The organism is Pseudomonas arcuscaelestis, assembly GCF_016881005.1.
GTDB classification, from domain to species: Bacteria; Pseudomonadota; Gammaproteobacteria; order Pseudomonadales; family Pseudomonadaceae; genus Aquipseudomonas; species Aquipseudomonas arcuscaelestis.
In genome coordinates this window covers 245108-264624 of record NZ_JACOPV010000005.1, presented here as the reverse complement: position 1 = coordinate 264624, position 19517 = coordinate 245108, and the positions used below count along the sequence as shown (strand labels likewise).

Below are 19517 nucleotides of genomic sequence, written 5' to 3'. Positions count from 1 at the left end.
TGTTTCCAGTGGGGCCTGCCCGGCGAGGTCAATCGACCAACTGGGCCTCTTTCAACGCCCCGAGCGCTTCCAGCCAGCGCGGTTGCTGACGATAGTCAGTACGTGCAAAACCCTGCCCACGCATCTGCGCAATACGTGGCGACGGCTTGACCTTCAACCGCTGCGCAGCGGTCAGCGCCAATTCGGCGGCTGCCCGATCGTTGCACACCAGCCCCATGTCACAACCGGCAGTCAACGCAGCCTCGATGCGGCTGGCAGCATCGCCGACAACATGAGCCCCTGCCATTGACAGGTCATCACTGAAGATCACCCCGTCAAAGCCCTGCTCACCTCGCAGGATGTCCTGCAGCCAACGCCGCGAGAAGCCGGCCGGCTGGTTATCGATCTGCGGGTAGATCACATGCGCAGGCATCACCGCAGCCAGTTGGCCACTGAGGCGCGCAAAAGGCACCAGGTCGACAGCACGGATCTGCTCCAGGCTGCGCTCGTCGGTAGGAATCGCGACATGGGAGTCAGCCTCGGCCCAACCATGGCCAGGGAAGTGCTTGCCACATGCGGCCATGCCTGCGGCGTTCATACCCCGAATGAATGCGCCGGCCAGGGCAGTTGCACGGAGCGGATCAGCTTCGAACGCGCGGCTGCCGACTACAGCGCTGCGCTGATGATCAAGATCCAAAACCGGGGCAAAGCTCAGGTCCAAGCCTACCGCCAGCACTTCAGTGGCCATCAACCAGCCGCATTGCTCGGCCAGGTATTGGGCATTGTCATTGTCGGCAAGCGCCCGCATGGCTGGCAGCCTTACAAAGCCCTGGCGCAGGCGCTGGACTCGCCCGCCTTCCTGGTCCACTGCCAGAATCAGGTCCGGGCGAACGGCACGAATCGAAGCCGACAACTCGCGTACCTGGCGAGGGCATTCAATATTGCGGGCAAAAATGATCAGGCCCGCCACTTCGGGCTGGCGCAAAAGCTGGCGATCTTCGGCGGTCAGCCAGGTACCGGCGATGTCCACCATCAGGGAGCCTTGCAGGCTGGCACTCATATTAGATCCTTCAGTTCAGGGGCGCGTCGACCCATTGAGGGCACGCAGCTTCTTCGATCTGCACTGCACAATGCATCGGCACCCGGTCAAACAGATGCAACAGGTCGGCATTGCGCAGGCGGACACAGCCATGGGACAACGGCACGCCTAAAGGTTCGCTGTCAGGCGTGCCGTGCAAATATATGTAACGTCGAAACGTATCGACCGACCCCAAGCGATTGAATCCAGGCTCGCAACCGCTGAGCCAGAGGATACGACTGAGAATCCAGTCACGGCCCGGGTACTGCGCATGGAGCTGCGGCGTCCAGACTTCACCGCTCCAGCGTCGACCACGCAGCACTGCCCCTTGGGGCAAACCAGTTCCGATCTTTGCTCGCACCTGATGGCGGCCGCGCGGCGTACAACCAGAGCCGTTGGCTTCTCCGGCACCCATCAGTGCAGTGGAAACGGGTAGACGCAGGCGTAAGTGCCCCTGGTAGAACCCATAGAGGCATTGATCGGCAAGGGAAATGTGCAGTAAATCGAGACTGGGCATGGGCGCTAGCTTAGCCGATGCGGCTCGCCGCGCCCAGCCATGGCTCAGGCTTTGGCGGTAACCGCCGGGCTCGATGACTTGCTGCGTGGACGCAGTTGCGCGGCGGCCATGGCTTCATCGGTGACGCCACTGTCTGCGCGCATACCGGCCGCAAGAAACGGCACCATCAAGCGCATGACCTGCTCGATCGAGGTGTTGATACCGAAATCGGTTTCGGCGATGGCGCGCAATGCTTTGATGCCGGACATACTGAATGCTGCAGCGCCCAGCATGAAGTGCACACGCCAGAACAGCTCGATAGGCGGAATACGTGGGGCCGCTTCGTTGACCAGCAGCATATAGCGGCGGAACACCTTGCCGTACATGTCTTCCAGGTAACGTCGCAGGTGACCCTGGCTCTGACTGAAAGCCAGGCCCAGCAAACGCATGAAAATCGACAGGTCGTTACCGCTGCGCGGCTGCACGACCATGGCCTGCTCTACCAGCATTTCCAGCAATTCTTCCAGGCTTGGCTTGTGCTCGGGACGGGCCTGGCGACGCTCCAGTTCACGCTCCAGACTTGCGCAGAAAGGACCAAGGAAACGCGAGAAGACCGCCTGGATCAGGGCCTTCTTCGAACCGAAATGGTAGTTCACCGCCGCCAGGTTGACGCCGGCCTTACTGGTGATCAGCCGCAATGAGGTTTCGGCAAAACCTTTTTCCGCGAACAACTGCTCGGCAGCATCGAGAATGCGTTCTACGGTTTCCGACTGGGCCATGACTACTCCGCCTGACAAACACTTGTTTGAAACATACGTTTCAAACCGGTAATTTGTCAAGCCCATCCGACCGCTTTGCGTCTATACGGTCACGTATTAAATCACAGCTGCAGGCCCCAGACTGCAAGGCATAAGCGCCATATCCCGCTTTTTGTTCAAGCTTGATGCTTGCAGCTTGCCACTCACTGTATATAATTACAGTCACTGTATAAAAAGACAGAGCGATCGAAATGCTAAAACTGACGCCACGCCAAGCTGAGATTCTGGCTTTTATCAAGCGCTGCCTGGAAGACAACGGCTTTCCGCCGACCCGCGCGGAAATCGCCCAGGAGCTGGGTTTCAAATCGCCCAACGCTGCCGAGGAGCACCTCAAGGCACTGGCCCGCAAGGGCGCAATCGAGATGACTCCAGGCGCCTCGCGCGGCATCCGCATCCCCGGCCTTGAAACCAAGACCGAAGACAGCAGCCTGCCGATCATCGGTCGTGTAGCTGCGGGCGCGCCAATACTGGCCCAGCAGCACATCGAAGAGTCCTGCAACATCAACCCGGCTTTCTTCCATCCGCGGGCCGACTATTTGCTGCGCGTTCACGGCATGAGCATGAAGGATGTCGGCATCGTTGATGGTGACCTGCTTGCCGTACACACCTGCCGCGAAGCTCGCAATGGCCAGATTGTGGTCGCCCGCCTAGGTGACGAAGTGACGGTCAAGCGCTTCCAGCGCGAAGGCAGCAAAGTCTGGCTGCTTGCGGAAAACCCCGAGTTCGCCCCCATCGAAGTCAACCTGAAAGAGCAGGAACTGGTGATCGAGGGCTTGAGTGTCGGCGTAATTCGTCGATAAAGGAGGCGTCATGCAGTTCCCCCCAGCGTCACAGAACGTACCACAGCAAGTGCAACTGCCCTTGTTCGAAGCATTTCTGGCCCAGCCAGTGCTGCCCGGACTTAAAGCTGCCAAGCCTGCGTCGCACCCGGGCACAGCCCAGGTATTCAGCGAACTGTCCTTGCGTGGCGCTCTGGGTAGCTGCCAGAACCTGCTGGCGCCAATGCTGCGCGATTTGAGCGAGCTGAGCGAAGAGCACGACGCTCGCTGGCTAACCTTGATCGCCCCACCGGCTAGCCTGACCCAGGCATGGCTCCGCGAAGCTGGCCTCAATCGCGAGCGCATTCTGCTGCTGCAACCACGCGGCAACCAAAGCGCCTTGCAACTGGCGTGTGACGCCCTACGCCTGGGCCGCAGCCACACCGTGGTCAGCTGGCTGAGCACTGTCAGCAGCAGCGCTCGCATGCAACTGAGCAATGCCGCCCGCGCCGGAGACGCGCAAAGCTTGAATATCCGCCTCGGCTGATATTCAGGACAGGTAGTCTGGATATTGTCCGGCTTCCTCAGAACGAGGAAGCCATGCCGTACGATCAGTGCAGGACGCGCGACCCATCGTCTCGTTCGACTTCACCTTCGACCAACTTGCCAGCCATCTGCACACCAACACTGAGCATGGCTTTGGCCACTTCCACGTGTTGACCTTGCAAGAAGGCCTTGGCGTCCTCGGAGAAATCCAGGGTCACCAGGGAGCCCTCGTCCTCGGCGCGGCGCAGCTCGATCCGGCCATCAGGCAACTCGACAATTTCTAGAAAGGACGTTGGCATAAAAGGCTGTTCTCCACGAAAGGCCAGCATTGTACCAGCGAGCGCTTAAATCAGCACTCACTCAGGCCCTCGCGAAAGCGAACGGTCAGGCCCTTGAGATTCTGCCGCCAACCTTCCAGCTCCTCCCGAGATAGCGGCGCTAGCTCAGGCTCATCAAGGCTTACGGCTTGTATCAGAGGCTGGGTGACATCGGTTTTTGGGGCTTTTTTCGCGACCGGCGGTCGAAACAAATCGGCATAAGCGTTCAACAATTGCGCGAGCCAGGTTTCGCGTTGCTCCGCCAACTCAACCAGCTCAGCCATCTCCGGAATTGCCACAGCCTCCAGCACTTCGCGCGTCAGCAACAATTCCACACGCGCAGCAGCGGCTTGTGGTAGACGGTAGAAGCCAGCAATTTCATGGCATAGCCCCAGAAGCGCGCCGTAGAGGTGAAACAACGCTGATTCGCGCTCAGCCTGAATCAACGCTTGAGCGTTCATTGTCCGGCTGTCCTGCGCCTTGCCCATAGCCTCAAGAGCCAGGCCTGCGAAGTAAATCTTCTGGTTGGTGCGTGTGTAAAGTTCCTGGGCCATCTGGGTGCCCTCCGAAAGGCTGCAAGGCGATTGCTGAATTTACACTATTGCAGCCCCGAAATGCATCGCGGGGCCATGCCCCGCGATTGGATCAATAACGATTGATCAGCGCTTGTCTTCGACCTTCCAGGCCTTGCCGTCGTAGAACGCACGCCAGCCCGTAGGTTTACCTTCAACCTCGGTCTGCACGTACTGCTCCTTGGTCTTGCGGCTGTAGCGAATTACCGCTGGGCGTCCGTCAGGGTCTTTCTTTGGCGCTTCGCAGAGGAAGTGATACTTCGGATCGATTTCGTCCTTGTGTGGAATGATCTCGATCACCAGCGGTGCACGGGTCTCACGGTTTTTCGGGAACTGGCTGGCAGCCAGGAACAGCCCCGAAGCACCGTCACGCAGCACGTAAGTGTCATTGACCTTTTCGCACTTGAGCTCCGGCATCTTCACCGCATCCATCTTCGGCGGCGCCGCTTCACCGCTCTTGAGCAGCTTACGGGTATTTTTGCATTCAGCGTTGGTGCAGCCGAAGAACTTGCCAAAGCGGCCGGTCTTGAGCTGCATTTCACTGCCGCACTTGTCGCACTCAAGGCTTGGACCTTCGTAGCCTTTGATACGGTAGCTACCCTCTTCGATCTCGTAGCCGGTGCAATCGGGGTTGTTACCGCAGATATGCAGCTTGTGCTTCTCGTCGAGCAGATACGCATCCATCGCGGTGGAGCAGATCGGGCAGCGGTGCTTGTTGAGCAACACCCGCGACTCGGACTCGCCCTCGTCATCAGCAGCGATTTCATCACCCGGGACCAGGTTGACGGTAGCCTTGCAACGCTCTTTAGGCGGCAGGCTATACCCCGAGCAACCGAGGAACACGCCAGTGGAAGCCGTGCGAATCATCATCGGACGACCGCAATCCTTGCAGGGGATATTGGTCAGCGTCGGCTGATTGGCACGCATGCCCTTTTCAGCATCTTCGGCGAGCTTGAGCTTGTTGCTGAAGTCGCCGTAGAACTCATCCAGCACATTCTTCCAGTCGCGCTCACCCTGAGCCACGTCATCGAGGTTTTCTTCCATACCGGCGGTAAAACCGTAGTCCATCAGGTTCGAGAAGCTTTCGGACAGGCGCTCGGTGACGATGTCGCCCATCTTCTCGGAATAGAATCGGCGGTTATGCAAGGTGACGTAGCCACGATCCTGAATGGTCGAGATGATCGCCGCGTAGGTGGAAGGACGGCCGATACCACGCTTTTCCATTTCCTTGACCAGGCTGGCTTCGGAGAAACGCGCAGGCGGCTTGGTGAAGTGCTGGCTTGGATCAAGCTGGATAAGCTTGAGCACTTCACCCTGATTCATCTCAGGCAGCACGTCATCATCGCCCGGCTTGGTCTGCTGTGGCAGCACGCGGGTGTAACCGTCGAACTTGAGGATACGGCCCTTGGCGCGCAGCTCGAAATCACCAGCCATAACGCTGACGGTAGTCGAGAGGTACTGCGCCGGTGGCATCTGGCAAGCCAGGAACTGACGCCAGATCAGCTCGTAGAGACGCTCGGCGTCACGTTCCATACCCGTGAGCTTGGATGGGTGGGTGTTGACGTCGGAAGGACGAATCGCTTCGTGCGCCTCCTGGGCACCCTCTTTGCTGCTGTAGACAATCGGCGCTTCTGGCAGGTACTTCTTGCCAAATTCGCTTTCGATGTAGCTACGCGCCATTTCCACCGCGTCGGCAGAAAGGTTGGTCGAGTCGGTACGCATATAAGTGATGTAGCCAGCTTCGTACAGACGCTGGGCCATCATCATGGTCTTCTTCACCCCGAAGCCCAGGCGATTACTCGCCGCCTGCTGCAGGGTGGAGGTGATGAACGGAGCAGACGGCTTGCTGCTGGTAGGTCGGTCTTCACGCTTGGCGACGCTGTAGCTGGAAGCCTTGAGCTTCTCCAATGCCGCCATTGCCTGGGCTTCGTTGAGCGGCTTGAAAGCCTCGCCCTTCTCGCGCGCAACTTCGAAACGAACCTTGGCATCCTTGGCGGTGCCCAGGTCGGCATGCACTTCCCAGTACTCTTCAGGAATGAAGGCACGGATTTCGCGCTCGCGCTCGACCACCAGCTTTACCGCTACCGACTGTACGCGGCCGGCTGACAGACCACGGGCGATTTTCTGCCACAACAGTGGCGAAACCATATAGCCCACTACGCGATCGAGGAAACGACGGGCCTGCTGGGCGTTGACCCGATCGATATCCAGCTCACCCGGCTGCGAGAACGCTTCCTGAATGGCTTTTTTGGTAATTTCGTTGAACACCACGCGCTTGTAGCGGCTGTCGTCACCACCGATGGCTTCGCGCAGGTGCCAGGCAATGGCTTCCCCCTCGCGATCCAAGTCGGTTGCGAGATAGATGGTGTCGGCATCCTTGGCCAGGCGACGCAGTTCTTCGATGACCTTTTCCTTGCCTGGAAGGATCTCGTACTTGGCTTTCCAGCCGTGGTCCGGATCAACCCCCATGCGTGCGACCAGCTGCTTGCGCGCCTTTTCTTTTGGCGACAGCGCCGGAGCCTCACCCGCTGCGGCCTTGCCACGCTTGGCGGCAGGCTCTTTGCTGGCGCTGGCCGAACCGCTGGTGGGCAGGTCTCGGATATGGCCGATACTCGACTTCACCACGTACTGGCTACCCAGGTACTTGTTGATGGTCTTGGCCTTAGCCGGGGATTCCACAATGACCAGCGATTTGCCCATGGATCGGAAAATTCCTGAATACTGAAAATAAAAACACGGCAGGTACCTGACGCGGCACCGCTATATATAGTGGCAACAGAGTGAGGTCAAGCGCGAGGCGCTAGCCACCCTCGGCATCGGAGCGAGAAAACAGATCCTTTTCAGCCGTGACCAAAGCAAAGCGCGGCACATGCTCGCCGTCAACCTCGACCGACCCCTTAAACATGGAAAGTGGCCGAACCCAAAGGCCGAATTCGCCGTACAGGGCTTGGTAGAACACGACCCACTCCTCGGTTTCGGAATGGCGCGCTGTGCCGAACACACGATACTCAGGCCCCTTGTAATGCCGGTATACGCCTGGTTGTATCTGCATGTTGCTCACCCTCTTGAAAAAAATACCGCAAAAAACAAAAACCGGGGCACCAGGCCCCGGTTTCCACCCGCGAAACGCTTAAACGCGTTCGAAGACGGTAGTGATGCCTTGACCCAGACCGACGCACATGGTCGAAACGCCGAAGGTCCCGCCATTCTGCTTCATGACGTTAAGCAGAGTGCCGGAAATCCGCGCACCAGAGCAACCGAAAGGATGACCCAGAGCGATCGCGCCGCCGTGCAGGTTAACCTTCTCATCCATCTTGTCGAGCACTTTCAGATCTTTCAGCACCGGAAGTGCCTGTGCAGCGAAGGCTTCGTTGAGCTCGAAGAAGTCGATATCAGCGATGCTCAGGCCCGCACGCTTGAGCGCTTTTTTGGTCGCCGGAACCGGACCGTAGCCCATGATCGCAGGATCGACACCGGCCACTGCCATGGAACGGATAACAGCCAGCGGCTGGATTCCGAGGTCCTGGGCACGCTGGGCCGACATCACGATCATGCACGAAGCACCGTCGGTGATCTGCGATGAAGTACCGGCAGTCACGGTACCGCCTTTTGGATTGAATGCCGGCTTCAGTGCCGCCAGACTTTCCAGCGTGGTATCCGGGCGAATGGTTTCATCGTAGTCGAAGACTTTGAGGAAGCCATTTTCGTCATAGCCCTGCATCGGGATGATTTCATCCTTGAACTTGCCTTCGACCGTTGCCTTGTGGGCGAGCTGGTGCGAACGCAGGCCGAACAGGTCCTGCTGCTCACGGGTAATACCGTGCATCTTGCCGAGCATTTCCGCGGTCAGGCCCATCATGCCCGAGGCCTTGGCGGCGTACAGCGACATGTGGGGGTTCGGGTCGACACCATGCATCATGCTGACGTGGCCCATATGCTCGACGCCACCGACGACGAAAACGTCACCGTTACCGGTCATGATCGCCTGTGCTGCAGTGTGCAGGGCGCTCATCGACGAACCGCACAGACGACTGACAGTCTGGCCCGCGGCAGTGTGCGGGATCTGGGTCATCAACGAGGCCATGCGGGCGATGTTCCAGCCCTGCTCCAGGGTCTGGTTGACGCAGCCCCAGATCACGTCTTCGACTTCGCTCGGATCAACCTTGGTGTTGCGCTCCAGCACTTTGCTGATCAGGTGCGCGGACATGTCCTCGGCACGAGTGTTGCGGTGCATGCCACCCTTGGAGCGGCCCATTGGTGTGCGACCGAAGTCGACAATCACCACGTCTCTTGGATTCAAGCTCATATATTCTCTCGCTCTCTATCGTTGGGCGCTTAACCGAAGAAGCTCTGACCGTTCTTGGCCATTTCACGCAGCTTCGCGGTGGGGTGATACAGCGGACCCAGATCGGCGTACTTGTCTGCCAGGGCAACGAACTCTGCTACGCCGATCGAATCGATGTAGCGCAGTGCACCACCACGGAACGGAGGGAAACCGATGCCGTAGACCAGACCCATGTCGGCTTCGGCCGCCGTTTCGACAATTCCGTCTTCCAGGCAACGAACCGTTTCCAGGCACAACGGGATCATCATCCAGTTGATGATGTCTTCGTCGGTGACTTCACGCTGCTCGTAGACGATTGGCTTGAGCACTTCGAGTACAGCCGCGTCGGCAACTTTCTTCGGCTTGCCGCGCTTGTCGGTTTCGTAGGCGTAGAAGCCCTTGCCATTTTTCTGGCCAAGGCGGTTGGCTTCGTAAAGCGCATCGATCGCCGAGCGACGGTCGTCCTTCATGCGGTCTGGGAAGCCTTCGGCCATTACGTCACGGCCGTGGTGACCGGTGTCGATGCCGACTACGTCCATCAGGTAGGCAGGGCCCATCGGCCAGCCGAATTTCTCCATGATCTTGTCGATGCGTACGAAATCGACACCGGCGCTGACCAGGCGGGCGAAACCACCGAAGTACGGGAACAGCACGCGATTGACCAAAAAGCCTGGGCAGTCATTGACCACGATGGGGTTCTTGCCCATTTTCTTGGCGTAGGCAACGGTGGTGGCAACTGCCACGTCGCTGGACTTCTCGCCACGAATAACCTCAACCAGCGGCATCATGTGTACCGGGTTGAAGAAGTGCATGCCGACAAAGTTCTCTGGACGTTTGAGCGCCTTGGCCAGCAGGTTGATGGAGATGGTCGAGGTGTTGGAAGCCAGGATGGCATCTTCCTTCACCTGGCCTTCCACTTCGGCCAGTACTGCTTGCTTGACCTTCGGGTTCTCGACCACGGCCTCGACGACGATGTCGACGTTGGCGAAATCGCCATACGACAGGGTCGGACGGATCGCATTGAGCGCTTCGGCCATTTTCGCCGGGGTCAGACGGCCTTTTTCAACGCGCTTGCCGAGCAGCTTGGACGCTTCGTTCAAGCCCAGCTGGATGGCAGCCTCGTTGATATCCTTCATCAGGATTGGCGTGCCCTTGACCGCGGACTGGTAGGCAATACCGCCACCCATGATACCGGCACCGAGTACGGCAGCCTGCTTCACGTCGTGAGCGATTTCGTCATGAGCCTTGGCCTTGCGCTTGAGCTCCTGGTCGTTGAGGAACAGGCCGATCAGGCTTTCTGCAACCGAGGTCTTGGCCAGTTTGGCAAAACCTGCAGCTTCAACTTCCAGCGCTTTGTCACGCCCGAAGTTGGCCGCCTTCTGGATGCTCTTGATCGCTTCGACCGGCGCCGGGTAGTTCGGCCCAGCCTGGCCAGCAACGAAACCTTTGGCGGTTTCGAAAGACATCATCTGCTCAATGGCGTTGAGCTTGATTTTTTCAAGCTTTGGCTGACGCTTGGCCTTGTAATCGAACTCGCCACTGATGGCGCGCTTGATCAGGTCGAGGGCCGCAGCCTGCAGCAGCTCGGGCGCAACCACGGCATCGACGGCGCCGACTTTCAGGGCGTCTTCAGCACGGTTTTCCTTGCCAGCGGCAATCCACTCGATAGCGTTGTCGGCACCAATAATGCGCGGCAGGCGAACAGTACCGCCAAAACCTGGGTAGATACCCAGTTTGACTTCCGGCAAGCCGATCTTGGCGTTGCTGGACATCACGCGATAGTCGGCTGCCAGGCACATTTCCAGACCGCCACCCAGGGCAATGCCATTGATGGCCACAACGGTCGGGACGGCCAGGTCTTCGAAGTCGCTGAAAATGCGGTTTGCTTCCAGGTTGCCGGCGACCAGTTCGGCCTCGGGCAGCTTGAAGTTATCGACAAACTCGGTGATATCCGCGCCGACGATGAAAACGTCCTTGCCACTGCTGACAATGACGCCCTTGATCGATGCATCGGCCTTGATGGTGTCTACGGCCTGACGCAATTCGTTCAGGGTTAGACGGTTGAACTTGTTGACGGACTCACCCTTGAGGTCGAACTTCAGTTCGACGATGCCGCTTTCAAGAGCCTTAACCGTGATGGCTTTACCTTCGTAAATCATCAACTGATCTCCACGATATGGAAGCTGAACTGTACACGCCAATCGCTGGTGAAAGACTCGGCGGGCCGTTGGCCGGTGTTTGCCGAATCCTTGCGCCAGGCACACCCGTCAGCGCGATAGTCGGGATTCTGTAAGAGCCTTCTGACAATACAAACGCTCAATTCATACGCCCGTTTGATTTGGGTATGCACACATTCAACGAAAAGAACGCCGTTGTCAAATACCCAAAAGCGGCGTGAAAACGCGACTTTGCGGTCATTTTTCTTTCGGCGCATGCAAACACCGACCTCGGTGATCGAGCCGTATTCATACCAGCGATAGTGGTCAAAGGCTTACACGCACAAACGCGCTGTCCACGCATTCGGGTGCAATCAACAAGCACAGAGAAAAAGCAGAAAGCGGCAAGCCCGCTACACTAGGTGGGAATCAACACTTACAACCGGCCTGCCTGGCCCGCCCGCCCGATGCGTACATCGGGCTTTTTATTGCGCGCGGTCAGGCGAGCGCTTTCAATACTGCAGCAATATCCTGCAATACAGCCGTTTCGCCGTGTTCTCCCCAGTACAGGGAAATCATTTGCGGGCCGGCTTCGACCTTGTAGACATTGTCAGGCAAACGGGAAAAATGCTCATTAAGCACAGCATCGGCGCACGGTTCTCGCCATTGATTAAGCCAGGTACCGGGCGCAGTTTGCCAGTAGCTCCAGCTGTCTACCCTGCCCTGACGGCGCGGCCGCACGTACTGCGCACAGGGGCTTGGCGGCTCCTTGGGCAGCCAATGAGGCCACTGCTGCTGCGTCAATTGCATATTCAATCCCATGCGCCGGGCTTCCATGCGCAGCGCCATCCGCCCGCTCTGATTGCGCGAAGGACGCAGCCAGGCCAACGGACTCAAAATCAGCGCAAGGATTGACACCACCACCCAGACCGTCATATCTGTTGTTCCCATAAAGCTTTGCAAATGAGCTGGTTAGCCGAGGTTCTAAGCGATCAGCCTGAAACCGACCATACTTGAACTATTGCGACTGTCAGGAGAGCTTCTCATGCCCTACGAACACATACTGGTTGCCGTCGACCTGACCGAAGAATGTGACCCGGTCATCAAGCGCGCCATGAAACTCGCCGAGCCGACAGGTGCCAAGGTCTCTCTGGTGCATATTGTGGAACCAATGGCCATGGCCTTTGGTGGCGATGTACCGATGGATCTGTCACAACTGCAACAACAACAGTTCGACCAGGCCAAAGAGCGCATGGACCGCCTGTTCAACAAGTATCCGGACATCAACCGCGGCGACTCGCACCTGACTTATGGCCAACCTCGCCAGGAAATCCACCAACTGGCCAAAGACCAGAACTGCGACCTGATCGTGGTGGGCAGCCATGGCCGTCACGGCCTGGCGCTGCTGCTCGGCTCCACTGCCAACGACGTACTGCACGGTGCACCTTGCGATGTGCTCGCTGTACGTCTGATGAAAACCTCGTAACGCGGGAAGCCTGGCGCAAACTGCGCCAGGCTCTGCTTCTTAGCTGTCGAGCTCTGCCCAGCGTTCTACCAACACGTCCAGCTCTGCCTGCAACTGCTCCAATTGAGCCAGTACGGCGGTGGTCTGGTCGATTGGACGCTGATAGAAGGACGGGCTGGAAATTTCTTCCTGCACTGCCGCCATCTTCTGCTCCAGCGCGTCGATCTGACCGGGCAAGGCTTCGAGCTCGCGCTGCAGTTTGTAGCTGAGCTTCTTTTTCGGTGCTTCGGCAGCAGCGGTTGGCGCCGGTTCCGGTGCCACCGCCTCTACCACAGCAGTGTTGAGCTCCGACTTGCCGGACTTGCTTTCGCTGACACCCAGTAACTTCGGCGAACCACCCTGGCGAATCCAGTCCTGATAGCCGCCGACGTATTCGCGCACCTTGCCCTCACCTTCGAAGACCAGCGTGCTGGTGACCACGTTGTCGAGGAAGGCTCGGTCGTGGCTGACCATCAGTACGGTTCCCTTGAACGCCGACAACACTTCTTCGAGCAATTCGAGGGTTTCTACGTCCAGGTCGTTGGTCGGTTCGTCGAGTACCAGCAAGTTGGCTGGCTTACTGAACAGCTTGGCGAGCAGCAAGCGCGCGCGCTCGCCTCCGGAAAGCGCCTTGACCGGGGTACGGGCACGCTGTGGACTGAACAGGAAATCGCCGAGGTAGCTCAAGACGTGACGGTTTTGACCATCGATCTCGATAAAATCGCGACCTTCGGACAGGTTGTCGATTACGGTTTTTTCCAGGTCCAGTTGGTGGCGCAACTGATCGAAATAAGCCACCTCAAGACGGGTACCGGATTCAACCTTGCCGCCGGTAGGCTCAAGATCACCTAGCATCAGCTTGAGCAAAGTGGTTTTGCCGGTACCGTTGGCGCCGAGCAGACCGATACGGTCTTCACGCTGCAGGACCATGGAGAAGTCCTTGACCAACTGCGGGCCACCTGGGTGGGCGAAGCTGACGTTCTCCAGCACCATGACCTGCTTGCCGGACTTTTCCGCAACATCGAGCAGGATGTTCGCCTTGCCCGTACGCTCACGACGTTCGCTGCGCTCTACACGCAGTGCCTTCAGAGCACGAACACGACCTTCGTTACGGGTGCGACGGGCCTTGATGCCCTGGCGAATCCATACTTCTTCCTGAGCAAGCTTCTTGTCGAACAGGGCGTTGGCCGTTTCTTCAGCGGCCAGTGAAGCTTCTTTGTGCACCAGGAAGCTGGCGTAGTCGCCATTCCAGTCAATCAAGCCGCCGCGATCCAGCTCAAGAATGCGCGTAGCCAGGTTCTGCAGGAAAGAACGGTCGTGGGTAATGAACAGTACCGCACCACCAAAGCCATTCAGTGCCTCTTCAAGCCAGGCAATTGCGCCGATGTCCAGGTGGTTGGTTGGTTCGTCGAGCAGCAGCAGATCAGGCTCGGACACCAGGGCCTGGGCCAGTAGCACGCGACGACGCCAGCCGCCGGACAGCTCGGCCAGGGTTTTGTCGGCCGGCAGCTGCAAGCGGCTCAGGGTGCTGTCCACCAACTGCTGCAGGCGCCAGCCATCACGCGCTTCCAGATCGTGCTGGACGTGCATGAGTTTTTCCAGATCGGCATCGTTGTGGATGTTCTGGCTCAGATGGTGATACTCAGCCAGCAACGCACCGACACCGTCGAGGCCTTCGGCCACTACGTCGAATACCGTGCGGCCGTCTGCCACCGGCAGCTCTTGCGGCAATTCGCCAATCTTCAGGCCGGGGGCGCGCCAGACATCGCCGTCGTCAGGCTTCTGATCGCCCTTGACCAGGCGCAGCATGCTCGACTTGCCAGTGCCGTTGCGGCCGATAATGCACACCCGCTCACCACGGGCGATCTGCCACGACACCTTGTCCAACAACGGCATGGCGCCGAACGCAAGGGACACATCGCTTAATTTGAGCAGGGTCATGATCTTCTCCAAAAACCGGGCGCGTATTCTACCCGACTTGAGCCTGGTTCACATTAAGCAGGCACGTGCGCTTACAGATCCGACGACAGACCGTCTGATTACAACTCGATACAAGCACAATGCTTTCATCCGCCTACGGCAAACGGCTAAGCTTAGGCAACGTAACCCCAACAGTGCTGGCTTCGCCGTCACTTTTCATGGTCAAACTGCCCGGAAGTCTCATGCGCAGCCGCCTGTTAAATCTAGTTTCCTGCCTGCTTCTCTCGGCCTCCGCAGCCAGCGTCGCCCAGGCCACCGACATCACCGTGCAGCGCCAGTATTATGACGAGGCCAAGCGCGCCCTGGCCAAGGGCGACAAAGGGCCCTACCTGCGCTATGCCAAGGCGTTGAGTGATTATCCGCTGACGCCCTATCTGGCCTACGACGAACTGACCGCACGACTGAAAACCGCCAGTAACGCCGAGATTGAAAAATTCCTCGCCGCCCATGGCGACCTGCCCCAGGCCAACTGGATGAAACTGCGCTGGTTGCGCTGGCTGGCTGAGCGTGGCGAATGGGAAACCTTCAGCCGTTACTACGACCCGAAACTCAACTTCACTGAACTCGACTGCCTCAATGGCCAGCGCCAATTGATCCAAGGCCAGCGCGCCGAGGGCTACGCCAGCGCAGAAAAACTCTGGTTGGTAGGAAAATCCCAGCCTGCCGCTTGTGATGCCCTGTTCGAGCGCTGGGCAGCCGAAGGTCAGCTCAGTGAGCAAAAACGCTGGGAGCGCACCAAACTTGCAGCCCAGGCCCGCAACTATGCACTGGCCAACAGCCTGACCAAAACCCTGCCCACCCTGGCACCACAGGGCCGCCTGCTGGTGGAGGTGGCACAGAAACCACAACTGCTGAACCAACCGAGTCGCTTCGCACCCGTCAACGACGCCATGTCGGATGTAGTCAGCCTCGGCTTGCGTCGCCTCGCGCGCCAAGACCCGCAGCGCGCCATGAGCCTGCTGGATGACTACGCCAGCCGCATGCACTTCTCGCGCGACGAAAAAGTCGCCATCGCCCGTGAAATCGGCCTGACCCTGGCCCGCCGCTACGACCCGCGGGCTCTGGACCTGATGACCCGCTACGACCCTGAGCTGCGCGACAACACCGTTACCGAGTGGCGCCTACGCCTGCTGTTGCGCCTGGGACGCTGGGAAGATACCTACGAGTTAACCAAGCGCCTGCCGCAGGATCTCGCCTCAAGCAACCGCTGGCGTTACTGGCAAGCGCGCAGCCTTGAACTGGCGCAGCCACAGAACACGCAGATTCCCATGCTGTACAAAACTGTTGCCCGGGAGCGTGACTTCTATGGTTTCCTGGCCGCCGACCGAGCAAAAACCCCTTACCAGCTCAACAACAAACCCCTGGTGCTGAGCAAGGCTTTGATGGACAAGGTTCGCAACACACCGGGGATCCGTCGTGCCTTGGAGTTCCATGCGCGTGGCCAGATCGTTGATGGTCGACGTGAGTGGTATCACGTCAGTCGCCACTTCAACCGCGACGAAATGGTGGCTCAAGCGCGCCTGGCCTACGATATGCGCTGGTACTTCCCGGCGATTCGCACCATCAGCCAGGCCAAGTACTGGGATGACCTGGACATTCGCTTCCCAATGGCCCACCGCGACACGCTGGTGCGTGAAGCCAAGGTGCGTGGCCTGCATTCGAGCTGGGTGTTCGCCATCACTCGCCAGGAAAGTGCGTTCATGGAGGACGCCCGCTCCAGCGTTGGCGCCAGCGGCCTGATGCAATTGATGCCCGCTACCGCCAAGGAAACCGCACGCAAGTTCAGAATCCCCCTGGCTTCACCCGCCCAGGTGTTCAATCCGGACAAAAACATCCAGCTTGGCGCGGCTTACCTGAGCCAGGTGCACAGCCAATTCAACGGTAACCGGGTCCTGGCTTCAGCCGCCTACAACGCGGGGCCAGGTCGAGTGCGGCAATGGCTGCGTGGCGCCGATCACCTGAGCTTCGATGTGTGGGTAGAATCGATTCCGTTCGATGAGACTCGCCAATACGTGCAGAACGTACTGTCCTACTCGGTAATCTACGGCCAAAAGCTCAACTCGCCACAGCCGCTGGTGGATTGGCATGAGCGGTATTTTGACGATCAGTAAGCTCGATTTTTTCGCAGTGCACTGCCCTGTATAACGCCGGTCAACGGTACCGGCGTTATACAGGCGCCCTCTACCGGCTACTATTCAAGTACCGTCACCGGCATCCCCACCTCAAGCGTACCGCTGCCATCGGCCACCAGGTTCTGACCGAATAGCACATCCCCTTCTTTTTGCCGATAGGTCTTGAGTGTGGTCAGCGGTTCGCGGTCGGCGCTGCGCTCGCCTGTCTGCGGATCAATGGTGGTCATGATGCAGCGTTCACAGGGCTTGAGTACGCGAAACTCCATGTCACCGACACGGATTCGCTTCCAACCATCCTCGGCAAAAGCCTGTGCCCCCTCAACCACCAGGTTGGGACGAAAACGCGCCATCTCCAGCGGCCGACCGACCTTCTGGATCAGATCATCCAGAGAGGATTGACCGATAAGCAGCAAAGGAAAGCCATCGGCGAAGGCCACTCGGTCGGTGTTATCACCATAACCGCCAGGCAAAAAACGAGCGCGCTCCTCAGGTACATGGACCAGGCGGATGTCCTTGCCAATGAATTCGCTCAGCCATTGACCTGCCTCGTCCCCGGCATCCGGCACACGGAAGGTGTCGCGCCAGATCGTCACGCCGCGCAGGTCACTGTCAGCCTGCGGCACCGGCACAGACAGCGCCGATCGCCCCGGCGCTTGAAGAGTGAGGTGGCCATCATCGCTATACAAGGCCGTCAACTGACTCATCTGCGGATACGCGCGCTGCGTCAGGAAGCGACCATTGCCACGCTCTACCAGCATCCAGCGACGATCACCATTCAATCCCAGCAGTCCCAGCGAAGACGATTGCAGCGCTTGGCCGCGCGCGGACTTAAGCGGGTAACGGTAAAGCGCACTCAATTGCATCGACGACCTTCCTTCTGCCGGTTCAAAGCCCAAGCTTATACCGACTCAGGCCGTGGCTTCATCCAGCATCAGGCGCTGACGCACAACATCGACCAATTTGTCGGGCTGGAACTTGGATAGAAAGTTGTCACAGCCGACCTTTTTCACCATCGATTCGTTGAAGCTACCCGACAGCGAGGTATGCAACACCACATGAAGCGGGCGCAAGCGAGCGTCATTTCGAATCTCGGTGGTCAGGCGATAACCGTCCATTTCCGGCATCTCGGCATCGGTGAAAATCATCAACAGCTTTTCACAAACGTCCTCTCCTGCATCCGCCCAGCCCTTGAGCATGCGCAGCGCTTTCAGACCATCCGTGGCAATGTGCATTTTCACCCCCAACTGCGACAACGTATCGCGCAGTTGCGCCAGCGCTACCGTGGAGTCATCCACCAATAGCACCTCACGGCCACGGGCTCGAGCCAGTACGGGGTCCTGGAGTTTGTCGCGTGAAACCTTGGCACTGTAAGGCACAATTTCGGCCAGGACTTTTTCCACGTCGATGATTTCTACCAACTGCTCATCAACCTTGCTGATGGCCGTCAAGTAATGCTGGCGACCGGCGCTGCTAGGTGGCGGCATAATCGCCTCCCAGTTCATGTTGACGATCCGGTCGACCCCACCTACCAAAAATGCCTGAACCGAACGATTGTACTCGGTAACGATAATTGTGCTGCCCGGCCCCGGCTCCAGCGCTCGCATGCCGATAGCCTGGGACAGGTCGATTACCGGCAGCGTCTGCCCGCGCAGGTTAACCACGCCACAAACATAGGCGTGGCGTTGTGGCATCAAGGTCAGCTTGGGCATTTGCAGCACCTCCTGAACCTTGAAAACGTTGATCGCGAACAGCTGCCGGCCAGCCAGGCGGAACATCAGAATTTCCAGGCGGTTCTCACCTACCAACTGCGTTCTTTGGTCTACAGTGTCGAGAATGCCAGCCATTTAAGAACCCCCAGGCGTGTTTCAATAAACGAATCCAATGGCTCTGTATCGGCCGGATCGAACTCATCTTGACCCCCTGGCGAAAATGCTTCGCCAAGCATTGATGTCATTTTAACATCATGCTTTACTGCTGAGCGCCCCTCCTGTCGCTATCCTTCGCAAAAGGTCGCATACAAGTCGCACCATCAGGGAATCCCCTAGTAGCAATCGGGCGGGACCTGATGTTCGCGATATCCAATAGCCATTAATGTGACGCCATTCTCATTGCATGAACGGAGTCAGGCTTTTGTCAGCGATCGCCTCATTGTGGCCAGCCCCTGCTCCAGCCCTTTGCGCTGGAGCCAAATGATGGCCAACGAATCACTGAACAGCGGCGCGCTCCAGGAGTTCCTGGTGGATGCTCAAGTGCTGCTGACCCAAGCCCAGGAGTGCTTGCAGCATCTAGAACTGATCGACAACGATCCGGATGCCTGTCATTGCTTGAGCGACACACTGGCATCGCTGGTCAACCGCGCTCAACGCCTGGGGTTGGTAGAAGTGGCCAGCTACTGCAGACAACTTCAGCATTTGCTGGAAACAGCCCAGAATCCAGCGCAACTGCCAGGAGGCGCCCTGCCCGCTCTCACCGAGTGCCTGACCCTTCTGGCCTGGCAATTGGAGTTGGTGGATCCTTGCACCGGTCGCCTGGGGCTGGATACCGATGAACAAGTTACATTGCTGGATAACCTTGCCGCCGCGCTGAACCCAGTGCCGGCCTGCGAATCCTGCAGCGCCAGCCAAACCCCTTGCGACCATCCGTCGCACCTGCTTCATCCGACAATTAGGCACCCAAGTACGGACAACTAAAAAGCATGACCGCCCCTGGCCAGTCGACGCGCCCGGAGAGCATATTAGCCTTGAACTTTACGCACAGACCGACCCATTGCCGCAGCCACTTTGACAAGTATGACTTTAGTTCTACGGGCAAAATTTTCGGCTAATAAAGTAGTGGCCAAATGCTAGGATCAAGCCCC

19 protein-coding genes are annotated in these 19517 nt (G+C 58.4%); 5 read left to right on the top strand and 14 right to left on the bottom strand.

Annotation, left to right across the window (positions count from 1 at the left end):
- Positions 1-28: 28 nt before the first annotated feature.
- The 3 genes from nagZ to H8F21_RS09690 are packed head-to-tail and all read right to left on the bottom strand — an operon-like array spanning position 29 to position 2332.
- Positions 29-1027: a beta-N-acetylhexosaminidase gene (nagZ, locus tag H8F21_RS09700; RefSeq protein ID WP_203584325.1), complete on the bottom strand. Its 999-nt coding sequence runs from the start codon at positions 1025-1027 to the stop codon at positions 29-31.
- Positions 1028-1049: 22 nt separating this feature from the next.
- Complete coding sequence (locus tag H8F21_RS09695; protein WP_203476705.1) at positions 1050-1574, bottom strand: L,D-transpeptidase; 525 nt, start codon at positions 1572-1574, stop codon at positions 1050-1052.
- A gap of 44 nt (positions 1575-1618) precedes the next feature.
- A complete protein-coding gene (locus H8F21_RS09690) occupies positions 1619-2332 on the bottom strand; it encodes a TetR/AcrR family transcriptional regulator (RefSeq protein ID WP_136475316.1) in 714 nt (237 codons plus the stop codon).
- Positions 2333-2562: 230 nt separating this feature from the next.
- Between H8F21_RS09690 and lexA the strand changes: the two genes are divergently transcribed.
- Complete coding sequence (lexA, locus tag H8F21_RS09685) at positions 2563-3171, top strand: transcriptional repressor LexA (RefSeq protein ID WP_203476707.1); 609 nt, start codon at positions 2563-2565, stop codon at positions 3169-3171.
- Between the two features lie 10 nt (positions 3172-3181).
- Positions 3182-3676: an SOS-induced cell division inhibitor SulA gene (sulA, locus tag H8F21_RS09680; RefSeq protein WP_203476709.1), complete on the top strand. Its 495-nt coding sequence runs from the start codon at positions 3182-3184 to the stop codon at positions 3674-3676.
- Between the two features lie 64 nt (positions 3677-3740).
- Here the strand turns inward: sulA and H8F21_RS09675 are convergent, their stop codons facing one another.
- From H8F21_RS09675 to H8F21_RS09640, 8 genes are all read right to left on the bottom strand, one after another.
- Positions 3741-3974, bottom strand: a complete 234-nt coding sequence (locus H8F21_RS09675; RefSeq protein ID WP_136475313.1) for a hypothetical protein — start codon at positions 3972-3974, stop codon at positions 3741-3743.
- 50 nt (positions 3975-4024) lie between these two features.
- Positions 4025-4546 (bottom strand): DUF6586 family protein, encoded by a 522-nt coding sequence (locus tag H8F21_RS09670; RefSeq protein ID WP_203476711.1) that lies wholly within the window; start codon positions 4544-4546, stop codon positions 4025-4027.
- A 105-nt stretch (positions 4547-4651) separates the two neighbouring features.
- On the bottom strand, positions 4652-7264 hold the full coding sequence (gene topA / locus H8F21_RS09665) for a type I DNA topoisomerase (protein ID WP_203476713.1): 2613 nt from the start codon (positions 7262-7264) through the stop codon (positions 4652-4654).
- 100 nt (positions 7265-7364) lie between these two features.
- Positions 7365-7616: a DUF1653 domain-containing protein gene (locus H8F21_RS09660; protein ID WP_203584272.1), complete on the bottom strand. Its 252-nt coding sequence runs from the start codon at positions 7614-7616 to the stop codon at positions 7365-7367.
- Between the two features lie 78 nt (positions 7617-7694).
- Positions 7695-8870: an acetyl-CoA C-acyltransferase FadA gene (fadA, locus tag H8F21_RS09655; protein ID WP_203476723.1), complete on the bottom strand. Its 1176-nt coding sequence runs from the start codon at positions 8868-8870 to the stop codon at positions 7695-7697.
- A 29-nt stretch (positions 8871-8899) separates the two neighbouring features.
- On the bottom strand, positions 8900-11047 hold the full coding sequence (gene fadB, locus H8F21_RS09650; RefSeq protein WP_203543130.1) for a fatty acid oxidation complex subunit alpha FadB: 2148 nt from the start codon (positions 11045-11047) through the stop codon (positions 8900-8902).
- Positions 11047-11322 (bottom strand): hypothetical protein, encoded by a 276-nt coding sequence (locus H8F21_RS09645; RefSeq protein ID WP_203476728.1) that lies wholly within the window; start codon positions 11320-11322, stop codon positions 11047-11049. Before H8F21_RS09645 ends, fadB begins: the two co-directional genes overlap by 1 nt.
- Positions 11323-11542: 220 nt before the next feature.
- Complete coding sequence (locus H8F21_RS09640) at positions 11543-11980, bottom strand: hypothetical protein (protein ID WP_203476942.1); 438 nt, start codon at positions 11978-11980, stop codon at positions 11543-11545.
- A 109-nt stretch (positions 11981-12089) separates the two neighbouring features.
- Between H8F21_RS09640 and H8F21_RS09635 the strand changes: the two genes are divergently transcribed.
- Positions 12090-12530 (top strand): universal stress protein, encoded by a 441-nt coding sequence (locus H8F21_RS09635; protein WP_203476729.1) that lies wholly within the window; start codon positions 12090-12092, stop codon positions 12528-12530.
- Positions 12531-12569: 39 nt separating this feature from the next.
- Here the strand turns inward: H8F21_RS09635 and H8F21_RS09630 are convergent, their stop codons facing one another.
- Positions 12570-14489 (bottom strand): ATP-binding cassette domain-containing protein, encoded by a 1920-nt coding sequence (locus H8F21_RS09630; protein ID WP_203584271.1) that lies wholly within the window; start codon positions 14487-14489, stop codon positions 12570-12572.
- Positions 14490-14710: 221 nt separating this feature from the next.
- Here H8F21_RS09630 and H8F21_RS09625 point away from each other — a divergent pair, with 221 nt between their 5' ends.
- Positions 14711-16639: a transglycosylase SLT domain-containing protein gene (locus tag H8F21_RS09625; protein WP_203584270.1), complete on the top strand. Its 1929-nt coding sequence runs from the start codon at positions 14711-14713 to the stop codon at positions 16637-16639.
- A gap of 80 nt (positions 16640-16719) precedes the next feature.
- Here H8F21_RS09625 and H8F21_RS09620 read toward each other — a convergent pair whose 3' ends face one another.
- A complete protein-coding gene (locus H8F21_RS09620) occupies positions 16720-17523 on the bottom strand; it encodes an MOSC domain-containing protein (protein WP_203476741.1) in 804 nt (267 codons plus the stop codon).
- 45 nt (positions 17524-17568) lie between these two features.
- On the bottom strand, positions 17569-18504 hold the full coding sequence (locus H8F21_RS09615) for a chemotaxis protein CheV (protein WP_203543126.1): 936 nt from the start codon (positions 18502-18504) through the stop codon (positions 17569-17571).
- 348 nt (positions 18505-18852) lie between these two features.
- Here H8F21_RS09615 and H8F21_RS09610 point away from each other — a divergent pair, with 348 nt between their 5' ends.
- The gene (locus H8F21_RS09610) at positions 18853-19350 is read left to right on the top strand and encodes a histidine kinase (protein WP_203476745.1); all 498 of its coding nucleotides are present in this window, start codon (positions 18853-18855) and stop codon (positions 19348-19350) included.
- Positions 19351-19517: the final 167 nt, after the last annotated feature.